The organism is Streptomyces sp. NPDC058632, from assembly GCF_042717095.1.
Lineage (GTDB): Bacteria > Actinomycetota > Actinomycetes > Streptomycetales > Streptomycetaceae > Streptomyces.
In genome coordinates this window covers 1-13,528 of sequence record NZ_JBHXQZ010000094.1, presented here as the reverse complement: position 1 = coordinate 13,528, position 13,528 = coordinate 1, and the positions used below count along the sequence as shown (strand labels likewise).

Sequence of the window (13,528 nt, the reverse complement as noted above, 5' to 3'; positions counted from 1 at the left end):
CGCGTCCACTCCCGCCTCCGCTCCCGGCCTCACTCCCAGCGGAACCAGCGCGCGGCGACGGCCGTCAGCAGGACCGTCCAGGCCGCCAGGACGGCCAGGTGGATCCAGCCGGGCCAGTCGCCGACGGCGGCCTGGTTCAGGGCTTCGGCGGCGGCGCCGAACGGGGTCCAGCCGACGATGTCGGCGAGCAGGTCCGGCATGGCCTGCACCGGCAGCCACACGCCCGCGCAGAACATCGCCGGGAAGAGCGCGGCCGAGCCCACCGCCCCCGCGATCTTCGCGGTGCGGGAGAGCGCGGAGAGCACGGCGCCGAGCGCGAGGGCGGCGAGCACGGCCAGGACCAGCGCGATCAGGTAGCCGAAGGGTTGGCGCGGCAGCGGTACGCCGAAGGCGGTCCGGCCGACGGTGAGCGAGAGCAGCGCCGAGAGCAGGGCCGCCCCGCCGTACACCAGCATCTGCGCGCCGAGCAGCGCGGTGGCCCGTACGGGTGTGGTGGCCATCCGGCGCAGGATGCCGTGCTCGCGGTAGGCGGTGAGGGTCTGCGGCATGCCCTGCACCCCGCCGACGATCAGCCCGAGCAGCACGGCGACCGGGACGTACGCGTCCACCGGGCGCAGTCCGCCGAAGGACGGGTCGGCCTCGCGGAAGGACGGGATGGAGCCGAGGATCGCCAGGAGGACGGTGGGGAACAGCAGGACCCAGAAGATCCCGCCGGGTTCACGGCGGAAGAGGCGGATCTCGGTCCGCAGGACGGCGGCGTTGAGCACGGGGCCGGTCACGCCGGTACCTCCTCGGTGGTGTCGGGCTCGTGCAGGATGTCGGTCTGCCCGGTCAGGTCCAGGAACGCGTCGTCGAGCGTGGCGTCGGTGACCCGGAGCTGGTGGGCGGTGACGTGGGTGCGCGCGAGGAGGGTGATGACGGCGTTGACGGTCTCGTCCGTGCCGGACAGGGTGACGCGTCCGTCCCGGTACTCGACCGAGGCGAGGGCGGGCAGGCCGTTCAGGTCGCGGTCGTCCAGGGGCGCGGAGGGCGTGAAGCTGATGACGGTGGCGCCCGCCGAGCGGCGGATCAGGCCGGCCGGGGTGTCCAGGGCGGCCACCCGGCCCTTGTCGATCACCGCGATCCGGTCGCAGAGCCGCTGGGCCTCCTCCATGAAGTGGGTGACGAGCAGGACGGTGACGCCGTTCGCGCGGATGTCCTCGATGAGTTCCCAGGTGTCGCGGCGGGCGCGCGGGTCCAGGCCGGTGGTGAGTTCGTCGAGGACGACGATCCGGGGGTCGCCGATGAGGGCGAGGGCGATGGACAGGCGCTGCTTCTGCCCGCCGGAGAGTTTGCCGAAGCGGCTGTTCAGGTGCGGGGTGAGCCCGAGGCGTTCGGCCAGGGGCCGCCAGTCGGCGGGGCTCGGGTAGAACGCGGCGTACAGCTCGAGGGCCTCGCGGACGGTGAGCTTGGCCTGGAGTTCGCTGCGCTGGAGCTGGGCGCCGAGAACCCGGGCGACCTGCTCGTGGTCGGCGATCGGGTCGAGGCCGGTGACGCGGACCCGGCCGGCGTCGGGGGCGCGCAGGCCCCCGACGCATTCGACGGTGGTCGTCTTGCCGGCGCCGTTGGGGCCGAGGACGCCGAAGATCTCGCCCTCCTCGACGCCGAAGGAGACGCCGTGCACGACGGGTCGGCCCCCGTAGGACTTGCGTAGATCGGTGACTTCGATGACGGGCATGGCGCCAAGCCTCCCGGTGGGCGGGGCGCCCGCACATCGGCCGTCCCGCTCGGGACGCATCAACCGATCGGCTGATGGAGTAATACGACTCCCGCGTCTTCCGTGGACGGCCGGCCCGAGCCGCAGGTCGTAGGTCCGAAGGCCGAGCGCGGTCCGGCCAAAACTCGGTGGGCAGCGTCAGTGGCGATCCGTAGGCTCGCTGCTGATGGCCACCACACTTCCCCCCACGCCCCCGCCTCTCGAAACGCGCTCCACAGTCCGTGCGTTGCTGCGTCTGTGGCCGTACGTGCGGCCCGTGCGGGCGCGGCTGCTGACCGCCGCCGTCATCGCGATCCTCGCCTCGTGCATCGGCCTGGTCATCCCGCTGGTCCTGAAGTGGATGGTGGACGGCCCGATCGCCGACCGGGACCCGGCGGGTGTGTGGCTCGGCGCGCTGTACCTGCTGCTGCTCGGGCTCGCGGAGGCACTGCTGTTCGGGCTCCGGCGGTGGCTGGTGGCGCGTCCGCTGGCGGGTGTCGAGGCGGGGATGCGGGCGGGCCTGTACCGGCATCTGCAGCGGCTGCCGGTGGCGTTCCACGACCGGTGGCCGTCGGGGCAGTTGCTGTCCCGGGGGACCACGGATCTGATGCTGGTGCGCATGTTCCTGGCCTTCCCGCTGACCTTTCTCCTGGTCAACGGGGTGACAATCCTCGTCGGTGTGATCATCATGCTGGTCCAGGACTGGGCTCTGGGACTGGTCGTCCTGATTCCCGTCGTGCCGGTGATGGTCACCTGCCTGATCTTCGAGAAGCGGTACTCCAGGGCGTCGCGGCTCGGACAGGACCAGGTCGGCGATCTGACGACGGTCGTCGAGGAGAGCGTGCTCGGCATCCGCGTCGTCAAGGGGTTCGGACGGCACCGCAGCCAGGCGCGGGCGTTCCGGAAGCTGTCCGAGGATCTGCGCGGGACGGAGCTGCGCAAGGCCCGGCTGCTCGGCGCCATCATGAGCGTCATCGTGACGCTCCCGGAACTGGCCATCGGCACGACCCTGGTGCTGGGGACCATGCGGGTGGCCGACGGGGACCTGTCCGCGGGCACCCTGGTGGCGTTCCTGTCGACGGCCCTGGCGCTGCGCTGGCCCGTGGACTCGATCGGCTTCCTGCTGGCGATGAGCCAGGAGGCGGCGACCGCGACCGAGCGGTACTTCGAGGTGATGGACACCGAGGAGGAGGAGCCGGGCCCCCACCGCGCACGGACGCCGGCCGCCCCCGCGGGCGACGACGGGCTGCGCTTCCACGACGTCACCTTCCGCTACCCCGACGCCCCTTCCGGGTCCCCGCCCGTCCTGGACCGGGTCGACCTGCACATCCGCCCCGGCGAGTCGATGGCCCTGGTCGGCGCGACCGGCAGCGGCAAGACCACGCTCACCGCCCTGGTCCCCCGGCTGCACGAGGTGACCTCGGGGCGGATCACCCTCGACGGCACGGACATCACCGCGCTGTCCCGCGAGGAGCTGCGGTGCAGGGTCTCCGTCGCGTTCGAGGAGCCGACCCTGTTCTCTGCCGCGGTGGCGGAGAACGTGCTGATGGGTGCCGGGGCCGCCGCCGGGAAGGAGGAGCTGGAGCGGGCGCTGGACGTCGCGCAGGCCGACTTCGTGCACGCGCTGCCGCAGGGCACCCGGACCCAGGTGGGCGAGCAGGGGCTGAGCCTGTCCGGGGGGCAGCGGCAGCGTCTCGCGCTGGCCCGCGCGGTGGTCGGACAGCCCGGCTTCCTGGTGCTGGACGACCCGCTGTCCGCGCTGGACGTGCACACGGAGGCCGCGGTCGAGGCGGCCCTGCGCCGGGTGCTCACGGACACCACTGCCCTGATCGTGGCGCACCGCCCGTCCACGGTCCTGCTGGCCGACCGCGTCGCCCTGCTCTCCGGCGGCCGGATCACGGCGGTCGGCACCCACCACGAACTGCTGCGCACCAACGCCGAGTACGCCCACCTGATGGCCGGTGACCCGGTGGCGGACCAGGCGGACCAGGCAGCACACGCGGAACAGGAGAACCAGCGATGACGGCGGCTCCCACCGCACCCGCCCGCGACGAGGACGGCAAGGACGGCGAGCCGCGGACCCCGGCGGCCGGCGACCCCTTCGACCGGGACGTCCTGCCCACTCCCCCGGGCGCCGGCGGCGTCCTGCTGCGCTCCCTGCTGGCTCCGATGCCCGGCCGGGTCGCCCTGACGGCGCTCCTGCTGCTGCTCCAGCAGGCGGCGGTGCAGGCGGGCCCGCTGCTGGTGGCGTACGCGATCGACCGGGGCGTACCCGCGTTCCGCTCCGCCGACCACGGGCCGCTGATCGCGGTGGCGGTGGGCTATCTGCTGTGCGCTGCGTCGGGCGGCGTGCTGCAGTACGCGTTCATCGCCACCGCCGCCCGGGTCAGCCAGGACGTGCTGCTGGATCTGCGCGGCCGTATCTTCCGGCACGCGCAGGCGCTCAGCGTCGACTTCCACGAGCGCTACACCTCGGGCCGGCTCATCTCCCGCTCCACCACGGACGTCGAGTCGCTGCGGGAGCTGCTGGAGGAGGGCCTGCAGGAGTTGGTGACCGTCCTCGTGTCCTGTGTCTACATCTCGGTGCTGCTGCTCTGGCTGGACCTCGGACTCGGCGCGGTGGCGGTGGCGTCCTTCGTCCCGCTGTACGCACTCGTACGGTCGTACCGACGGCGGGTCTCCGAGGTGTACCGGCAGCGGTCCACGGCGATCGCCGCGGTGATCGTGAAGTTCGTCGAGACGATGAACGGCATCCGCCCGGTGCGCGCCTTCCGCCGCGAGTCTGCCAACGACGCCGCGTTCCGGGAACTGAACCGGCGGCACGAGCGGACCAACGGCGACGCGCTGCTCGAGATGGCCCGCTATGTGGTCGGCTCCCGGGGGATCGCCAACACCACGGTCGCGCTGGTCGTCCTGTGGGGCGCCCACCGGGTGACGGAGAGGACGCTCGCGCTCGGTGTACTGGCGGCGGCGGTGCTGTATCTGCGGCGGCTGTACGACCCGATCGACCGGCTGGGCATGTTCCTGAACGCGTACCAGTCGGCGGCGGCCTCGCTGGAGAAGATCGCCGGTCTGCTGGCGCAGGTCCCGTCCGTGCCTGAGCCGGCGGCGCCCCGTGAGCTGCCGAAACCGCGGTCGGAGCACCCCGGCCGCGAGGTCGTCTTCGACGGGGTCCGGTTCGCGTACCGCACCGGCGGCGAGGTGCTGCCCCGCTTCGACCTCACCCTCCCCGCCGGGCAGACCGTCGCGGTGGTCGGCTCGACCGGCGCCGGCAAGTCGACCCTGGCGAAACTGCTCGCCCGCTTCTACGACCCCACCGACGGCCGGGTCCTGCTCGACGGCGTCGACCTGCGCGACCTGCCGGGGTCCGAACTGCGGCGCGGGGTGGTCATGGTGACGCAGGAGGCGTTCCTGTTCTCCGGCACGGTCGCCGACAACATCGCCCTGGGCCGCCCGGAGGCCGGCCGCGCGGAGATCGAGCAGGCGGCGAAGGAGATCGGCGCGCACGACTTCATCACCTCCCTCCCGGACGGTTACGACACCGACGTACGCAAACGCGGCGGCCGCATCTCGGCCGGCCAGCGCCAGCTCGTGGCCTTCGCACGGGCGTTGCTCGCCGATCCCGCCGTCCTGATCCTGGACGAGGCGACCAGCTCACTGGACATCCCCGGTGAGCGCGCGGTGCAGCGCGCGATGGCGACGGTGCTGAAGGGCCGTACGGCGGTCGTCATCGCCCATCGCCTGTCCACCGTGGAGATCGCGGACCGCGTCCTGGTGATGGAACACGGCCGCATCGTGGAGGACGGCCCCCCGGCCGAACTCGTCGCGGGCACGGGCCGCTTCGCGGACCTGCACCGGGCGTGGCGGGACAGCCTGGCGTAACAGGGAGGCAGCCCGACGCGACACGTGCCCAGACGTACGGGAAGGGCGGATGTACAGGGCGGGGACGGCGGCGTGCAGTGGGTGGACCGTGGCCGCCGTTACACCCGCGCAATTCTCCGTTAATCGAACCCGAACTCCCGGACAACGGACCGTTTCCGGCCAACTTATTGACGCGCCCCTGACAGAAAGCGCGGTCAGCTGCCACTCTTCCCACGACCCTCGCACGGCAACCCCACAGCGCCACCGCACCGTCGTGCCTCGGCCGTCGCTCCAGCACAGCAGCACGTGGTACCGCGTACCGCCCTGTTCTGCCCGGCCGCCTCACCCGTCGGCCGGTCTCCCCTGGCCGCACAACCCGCGGCCGCGCAGAAGGAGTCAGTGTTGACAAGCAGCTCCTCCCACAGACGCACCCCCCACGCCACCCCCCGCACCACGCGCCGCCGCACCGCGGCGGTCGCCCTCGCCGGGGTCGCCGCCCTGGTGGCCACGGCCGTGCAGGCCGGCAGTGCCACCGCGGCCCCGGGCGCCACGCCGGCGGCTCGGCCGAAGCCCGCCGCGGAGTCGGTCCGGCTCACCCCCGCCCAGCGCGCCGAGCTGATCCGCGAGGCGAACGCCACCAAGGCGGCCACCGCCGAGGACCTCGGTCTGGGCGCGAAGGAGAAGCTCGTCGTCCGTGACGTCCTCAAGGACCGCGACGGCACCGTCCACGTCCGCTACGAGCGCACCTACGACGGCCTGCCCGTCCTCGGCGGCGACCTGGTCGTGCAGGGCGAGAAGCCCGGCGCGGCCGACTCCGTCGTCAAGGCCACCCGGGCCGCGGTGAAGCCCGCCACGACCGCGGCCACGGTGTCCACCGCCGAGGCGGAGCAGCAGGCGCTGTCCGCCGCGAAGGCCGAGGACGCCAAGAGCCCCGACGTGGACCGCGCCCCGCGCAAGGTGGTCTGGGCCGCGAGCGGCACCCCCACGGTGGCGTACGAGACGGTCGTCGGCGGACTCCAGCACGACGGCACCCCGCAGGAGCTGCACGTCGTCACCGACGCCACCACGGGCGAGAAGCTGTACGAGTGGCAGGCCGTCCGGAACGCCACCGGCCACACCGTCTACAGCGGCACCGTCGACCTGACCTCCACCCAGTCCGGGTCGGCCTACAACCTCACCGACGGCGCGCGCGGCGGGCACAGGACGTACAACCTGAACCGCGGCACCTCCGGCACCGGCACCCTGTTCTCCGGCTCCGACGACGTGTGGGGCAACGGCAGCCCGTCCAACCTGGAGTCGGCCGCCGCCGACGCCCACTACGGGGCCGCGCTGACCTGGGACTACTACAAGAACGTGCACGGCCGCAGCGGCATCCGCGGGGACGGCGTGGGCGCCTACTCCCGGGTCCACTACGGCAACAACTACGTCAACGCCTTCTGGTCGGACAGCTGCTTCTGCATGACCTACGGCGACGGATCGGGCAACGCCAACCCGCTGACCTCGATCGACGTCGCCGCGCACGAGATGACCCACGGTCTCACCTCGAACACCGCGGGCCTGGTCTACAGCGGCGAGTCCGGCGGCCTCAACGAGGCGACCAGCGACATCTTCGGCGCGACCGTCGAGTTCTACGCGGCCAACTCCTCCGACGCCGGTGACTACCTCATCGGCGAGGAGATCGACATCAACGGCGACGGCACCCCGTTGCGCTACATGGACAGGCCGAGCCGGGACGGCGCGTCCAAGGACGCCTGGTACTCCGGCATCGGCTCGATCGACGTGCACTACTCCTCGGGTCCCGCGAACCACTTCTTCTACCTGCTGAGCGAAGGCAGCGGCACCAGGACCATCAACGGCGTCAGCTACGACTCGCCCACCTCGGACGGCCTGCCGGTCACCGGCATCGGCCGCGCCAAGGCGGAGAAGATCTGGTTCCGCGCGCTGACCACCAAGTTCACCTCGACCACCACCTACGCGGGCGCCCGCACCGGCACCCTCGCGGCCACCGGTGAGCTGTACGGCACGGACAGCGCCGAATACAGGGCGGTGCAGGACGCCTGGGCCGGCATCAACGTCGGCGCACGCTCCGGGGACGACGGCGGTGGCGGCGGCGGCACCACCTTCGAGAACACCACCGACGTGTCCGTCCCGGACAACGGCGCGGCCGTCACCTCGTCGGTCACCGTGACCGGGCAGGCGGGCAACGCGCCGTCCAACCTCCGGGTCCCGGTCGACATCGTGCACACCTGGCGCGGTGACCTCGTCATCGACCTGCTGGCCCCGGACGGGACGGCGTACCGCCTGAAGAGCCGCAGCTCCGGCGACTCCGCGGACAACGTCAACGAGACCTACACGGTCAACGCCTCCTCCGAGACCGCCAACGGCACCTGGACGCTGCGGGTGCAGGACCAGGCCGCCCGGGACACCGGCTACATCAACAGCTGGGGACTCACCTTCCCGTAGGCCGCAGGCGGCACCCGGGACAGGGCGCCGTTCCGGAGGCCGGACCTCCGGGGCGGCGCCCCGCCGTTCCGACGGCTTCGGGCGCCGCCCTACTCTTGGGTCCCATGTCTTCGGCGGACTTCACCTACGACCACGTCGGCGCGACCCGTGAGCCGGGTTTCTGCCCTCCCGGATTCCACCCCCTGCACGTCCGCACCCGCCTCGGCGAGGGTGAGGCGGTCTTCCGCCAGGGCGCGGAGGCGGTCCTCACCTGGGAACTGCACCGGGCCCTGGGGGTCGGGTTCGACACCTCCGCCGACCGCGCGGCGCCCGGTGCCGACGTCACCGTCACCCTCGCCGGAGTGGTCCGGGCGCCCTGCCGGGTGGTCTGGACGGTGGAGGAGCACCGCAGAGCCGGCTGGGCGTACGGCACGCTGCCCGGTCACCCGGAGTGCGGCGAGGAGGCCTTCGTCGTGGACCGCACCGGGGACGGGACGGTGTGGCTGACCGTCTCGGCGTTCAGCAGGCCGGCCAGGTGGTACGCGCGGGCGGCCGGCCCGGCCGGCCGCGGACTGCAGCAGGCCTGGGCCCGCCGCTGCGGCACGGTGCTGCGCCGCCTCGCGACGAAGGGTCTCGAGGAGTTCTGAGGACTCCTCGAGACCCTTCGTCCCACACGCCCTGGTCCCTCCGCCTACCGCATCAGCAGCCCCGCCGCCCCCATGACCTCCTCCGAGGGGACCGCGACCAGGCCCAGTTCCGTGCCCTGCGCCAGCAGCCGGTGGCTGGGCAGGATACGGACCGTGTAGCCGAACGGTCCGGTGCGGTCCAGCGAAAGCGGGCCCTCGTACACCCAGCGGCCCTCCAGGTCGGCGGCGCCCACCGGCTTCAGCGGCACGGGGGTCGCGTCGGCGATGCGGTCCTCCTCGTCCACCCGCCCGGAGACGGCCTGGACCTCGACGTCGTCCGGGCCGAGGCCGCCGAGGCCGACGCGCACCCGCAGCCCGAGCGTGGTGCCGAGTTCCGCGGTGCCCGTCGTCTCCGACGTCTCGACGTGGTCGACGCTCACCCCGTGCCAGGCGGCGCGCACCCGGGTCTTCCACCGGGCGAGGTCCCGCGCGGCGTCCGGGTCCATCGCGCGGTGACCGCCGGCGGCGGGCGCGTACAGGCGCTCGACGTACTCGCGGACCATGCGGCCGGCCAGCACCTTCGGGCCGAGCAGGCTCAGGGTGTGCCGGACCATCTCCAGCCACCGGTCCGGCAGTCCGCTCCCGCCCCGCTCGTAGAAGCGCGGGGCGATCCGCTGTTCCAGCAGGTCGTACAGCGCGGCGGCCTCTATGGCGTCGCGCCGGTCCGGGTCGGTACCCGCCCCGTCCGCGGTGGGGATGGCCCAGCCGAAGTCGGGCTGGAACCACTCGTCCCACCAGCCGTCCAGCACCGAGAGGTTGAGACAGCCGTTGAGCGCGGCCTTCATGCCGCTGGTGCCGCACGCCTCCAGCGGCCGCAGCGGGTTGTTCAGCCAGATGTCGCAGCCCGGGTAGAGCTTCTGCGCCATCGCCATGCCGTAGTCGGGCAGGAACACGATCCGGTGCCGGACGCGCGGGTCGTCGGCGAACCGGACCAGCTCCTGGATGAGCCGCTTGCCGCCCTCGTCCGCCGGGTGCGCCTTGCCCGCGACCACGATCTGCACCGGCCGCTCGGGGTGCAGCAGCAGGTTCATCAGCCGGTCCCGGTCCTGCAGCATCAGCGTCAGCCGCTTGTACGAGGGGACCCGCCGGGCGAAGCCGATGGTCAGCACGTCCGGGTCGAGCACCCGGTCGATCCAGCCCAGCTCCGCCGTCCCGGCGCCGCGCTGCCGCCAGGAGGCGCGCAGCCGCTCCCGCACCTCCATCACCAGCAGGGCGCGCAGGGACCGGCGCAGCTCCCAGATGTCCTCGTCCGGAATGTCGGCGACCGAGTCCCAGCGGTCCGAGCCGCCGACGGTCAGCGCCTCCTCGGCCCGCTCGGCGCCGATCTGCCGGGCGCCGAGCCGGAACACCTCGGGGGCGACCCAGGTGGGCGCGTGCACCCCGTTGGTGACGGAGGTGATGGGCACCTCCTCGGGGTCGAACCCGGGCCAGAGCCCGGCGAACATCTCGCGGCTGACGCTGCCGTGCAGCAGGGACACGCCGTTGGCGCGCTGGGCGAGGCGCAGGCCCATCACGGCCATGTTGAACAGGCCGGGCTCGCCGCCGGGGTACGTCTCCATGCCGAGCCTGAGGACCCGGTCGACGTCGATGCCCGGCAGTTCGGTGTCGGGGCCGAAGTGGCGGGCGACCAGACCGCGGTCGAAGCGGTCGATGCCGGCCGGTACGGGGGTGTGCGTGGTGAACACGGTCCCGGCCCGGACGGCCTCCAGGGCGGCGTCGAACTCCAGCCCTTCGGCGCCCAGTTCGGCGATGCGTTCCAGGCCGAGGAAGCCGGCGTGGCCCTCGTTGGTGTGGAACACCTCGGGCGGTGCGTGCCCGGTGAGCCCGCAGTACGCGCGCACCGCCCGGACACCTCCTATGCCGAGCAGCATCTCCTGGAGCAGCCGGTGCTCGCTGCCGCCGCCGTAGAGCCGGTCGGTGACGCCGCGGGCACCGGGGTCGTTCTCCTCGACGTCGGAGTCGAGCAGGAGCAGCGGGATCCTGCCCACCTGGGCCAGCCAGATCCGGGCGCGCAGCGACCGGCCGCCGGGCAGGGCGAGGCTCACCAGGGTGTGCGTGCCGTCGGGCTCCTGGAGCTGGACGAGGGGCAGCTCGTTGGGGTCGAGGACGGGGTAGTGCTCCTGCTGCCAGCCGTCGCGGGACAGGGTCTGGCGGAAGTAGCCGTGCCGGTAGAGCAGGCCGACGCCGATCAGCGGGACGCCGAGGTCGCTGGCGGCCTTGAGGTGGTCGCCGGCGAGGATGCCGAGCCCGCCGGAATACTGCGGCAGGGCGGCCGTGATGCCGAACTCCGGGGAGAAGTAGGCGATGGCGGCGGGCAGTTGGTCGCTCCGCGGCCGGGTGCCGGACTGGGTCTGGTACCAGCGGTCGCCGGTCATGTACGTGTGCAGGTCGTCCGCGGCCGCGTCGAGACGGTCCAGGAACGCACGGTCGCCGGCCAGCTCGGTGAGCCGCTCGGACCCCACGCCGCCCAGCAGCCGTACGGGGTCGCGGCCGCAGGCGGCCCAGCGTTCGGGGTCGACGGACTGGAAGAGGTCGCCGGTCGGCGTGTGCCAGGACCAGCGCAGATTGCGGGCCAGGTCGCTGAGGGGCCGGAGGGGGTCGGGGAGAACGGGTCGGACGGTGAATCGACGGATCGCCTTCAAGTTCCACCTCGGCGCGAGTCGCGGTGCAAAGGGACGGCAGTGTGCGTTCGGTCGTCCCGCACGACACTACCGGCGGAAACGGTATCCCCGGCGGAAGTCGGACAACCCGGCCCCGGCGTACCCCCACCCGAACGATGCGCCGCGCGACGGATATGGCCGATTCCCTGCCCGTAGGCGTCCTTGTGGGGCTTCGTTCCGCACGAGACGCTGCCACGGTGGCGTGCCGGCCCGCGCCGGGTGCACCCCGGCCCGCGGCGCCGTACGCCGAGTCGAGGAGGGGAACTCGGACCATGGCACGGACGCGTACGCGGCGTCTGCGCCGGGCGGGGGTGATGACGGCGACCACGACGGCGATCCTGTGCGCCGCGACGGTTTCGGCCGCGACCCTGCCCGCGCACGCCGCGCCCATGGGGCGGATATCCGGCACCGGGGCACCCGGGCTCCGTGGCCGGCGGCCACCTGGTGACACTGGGGGAGGGGACCGCGGCCCAGGTGATCGCGGGCATCGACCGGGTGACCCGGAACGCGAGGAAGCCCGCGGTCGCCAGTTTCGGTCTCGGCGGCTTCCACAACGCGCAGTTGAACACCGCTCTCCGCGCCTCCATCGCGTCCGGTGTCAGCTGCACGGTCGCCGCGGGCGACGAGGGCGGGCCGGCCGCGCTGTACTCGCCGGCGGGGGTCGAACAGGCCGTCACGGTGGGCGCGACCGACCGGGAGGACAAGAAACCGGCCTTTTCGAACCACGGCTCGGCCGTGGATCCGTTCGCCCCCGGGGTCGCCATCACGTCGGCGTCCGCCGCGAGCGACACCGGGCGGGTGGCCGCCTCGGGTACGTCGATGGCGTCCCCGAGGCGGCGGGCGCGGCGGCGCTGTATCTCGCCTGGCACCGGCGGGCGGCTCCGGCGCAGGTGACGAAAGCCCTGGTCGAGGGGGCGACGACCGGGAAGGCCGACGGCCGCGGGCTCGGGTCGCCGAACCGGCTGCTGCGGACGCCGGCGCCCTGGTGCGGCGTTCCCGGACCCGCGCCACGACCGCCGACGGCGTCGGCCGGGCAACGGGCGACGGCGTGGGAGCGGGCCCGTCGAGGACCGGCTCCGCCCCGCACGGGCGAGGCCGGTCTTGTGTGTCGACATACGCGTGAGTAGTTAACAAAGTGCCGGATTGCTCACCCGAACAGGGTGGGAAGGCTCCTGCGGTACACCCATCGGGAGCACCGCCGCGAACCACGGAAAGCGGCGGAACGTCACAGTACGTCACGCAGGATCGCGCAGGACCACGCAGGACCACGCAGGACCCACCTCCCCACAGTCATCCGCCCACCCACGTTGACGCGGACAGGAGCGGTCATGCCCGCCAAGCACCCTTCGTCATCCCCTCCACCCCGGCCCGACGCCGCGAAGACGCCCCCGGGGCCCGGTTCCGGGACACCGGCGCGCCCGGGCTCCGGGACGTCCCCGGAGCCCGGCCCGCCACGGCCGTCCGCGAAGCGCGGTTCCGGAGCGTCTCCGGTGCGGCCGGGCAACGGGGGCGGGACTCCGCCGCCCTCACCGGCGCCGACGCCACCGCCCGGGCCGTCCTCCCCCCACTCCACCTCCCCCGCCACCTCCGTGGGCCGTATCCCCGTCCTCGACGTCCGGCCGAAGGTCCACGAGGGGCGCCGGCCGGCGAAGGCGGTCGTCGGGGAGTCGTTCGAGGTGTCGGCGACCGTGTTCCGTGAGGGGCACGACGCGGTGGCCGCCAATGTCGTCCTGACCGACCCCGAGGGCCGGCCGGGCCCGTTCACGCCGATGCGGGAGCTGGCGCCCGGCAGCGACCGGTGGGGGGCGACCGTCACCGCAGGGGGGACGGGGCACTGGACGTACACCGTGGAGGCCTGGAGCGATCCGGTCAGCACCTGGCGGCACCACGCGCGGATCAAGATTCCGGCGGGCATGGACACGGAGCTGGTGCTGGAGGAGGGCGCCCGGCTGTACGAGAAGGCGGCGGCCGGGGTCCCGGACACGGACCGACGGGCCGTGCTCCTCGCCGCCGTGGACGCGCTGCGCGACGAACGGCGTCCGGCCTCGTCCCGGCTGGCGGCGGGGCTGACGCCGGAGGTGGACGCGGTGCTGGCCCGGTACCCGCTGCGGGAGCTGGTCACCGCCAGTGAGCCACTGCCGCTG

8 protein-coding genes and 1 pseudogene are annotated in these 13,528 nt (G+C 73.2%); 6 read left to right on the top strand and 3 right to left on the bottom strand.

Translation table 11 applies throughout. The features are described from left to right. Positions 1–29: 29 nt before the first annotated feature. Together ACFWVE_RS28500 and ACFWVE_RS28495 are read right to left on the bottom strand one after the other, a co-directional pair. Positions 30–779 carry an ABC transporter permease gene (locus tag ACFWVE_RS28500; RefSeq protein ID WP_384019858.1) on the bottom strand — a complete coding sequence of 250 codons (750 nt, stop codon included), beginning with the start codon at positions 777–779 and terminating at the stop codon, positions 30–32. Next, positions 776–1,717, bottom strand: a complete 942-nt coding sequence (locus tag ACFWVE_RS28495) for an ABC transporter ATP-binding protein (RefSeq protein WP_384019855.1) — start codon at positions 1,715–1,717, stop codon at positions 776–778. The genes ACFWVE_RS28500 and ACFWVE_RS28495 overlap by 4 nt, the downstream gene beginning before the upstream one ends. Before the next feature lie 205 nt (positions 1,718–1,922). Here ACFWVE_RS28495 and ACFWVE_RS28490 point away from each other — a divergent pair, with 205 nt between their 5' ends. The 4 genes from ACFWVE_RS28490 to ACFWVE_RS28475 all read left to right on the top strand — a co-directional run bounded on the left by ACFWVE_RS28490 (position 1,923) and on the right by ACFWVE_RS28475 (position 8,685). After that, positions 1,923–3,758, top strand: coding sequence for an ABC transporter ATP-binding protein (locus tag ACFWVE_RS28490; protein WP_384019852.1), 1,836 nt, complete (start codon positions 1,923–1,925; stop codon positions 3,756–3,758). Continuing rightward, on the top strand, positions 3,755–5,617 hold the full coding sequence (locus ACFWVE_RS28485) for an ABC transporter ATP-binding protein (RefSeq protein ID WP_384019850.1): 1,863 nt from the start codon (positions 3,755–3,757) through the stop codon (positions 5,615–5,617). Before ACFWVE_RS28490 ends, ACFWVE_RS28485 begins: the two co-directional genes overlap by 4 nt. 381 nt (positions 5,618–5,998) lie before the next feature. Then, the gene (locus ACFWVE_RS28480; protein ID WP_384019847.1) at positions 5,999–8,059 is read left to right on the top strand and encodes a M4 family metallopeptidase; all 2,061 of its coding nucleotides are present in this window, start codon (positions 5,999–6,001) and stop codon (positions 8,057–8,059) included. Positions 8,060–8,163: 104 nt separating this feature from the next. After that, positions 8,164–8,685 (top strand): DUF1990 family protein, encoded by a 522-nt coding sequence (locus tag ACFWVE_RS28475; protein WP_384019844.1) that lies wholly within the window; start codon positions 8,164–8,166, stop codon positions 8,683–8,685. A 44-nt stretch (positions 8,686–8,729) separates the two neighbouring features. On the opposite strand, the gene ACFWVE_RS28470 is transcribed toward ACFWVE_RS28475, so the two are convergent. Further along, positions 8,730–11,366, bottom strand: a complete 2,637-nt coding sequence (locus tag ACFWVE_RS28470) for a glycosyltransferase family 1 protein (protein ID WP_384019841.1) — start codon at positions 11,364–11,366, stop codon at positions 8,730–8,732. Between the two features lie 471 nt (positions 11,367–11,837). Here ACFWVE_RS28470 and ACFWVE_RS28465 point away from each other — a divergent pair. After that, positions 11,838–12,361: pseudogene (locus tag ACFWVE_RS28465) on the top strand (S8 family serine peptidase); the annotation flags it as partial. Between the two features lie 351 nt (positions 12,362–12,712). Beyond that, positions 12,713–13,528, top strand: an 816-nt coding sequence (locus tag ACFWVE_RS28460) for a maltotransferase domain-containing protein (RefSeq protein ID WP_384019838.1), incomplete at its 3' end; no start/stop codon positions are given.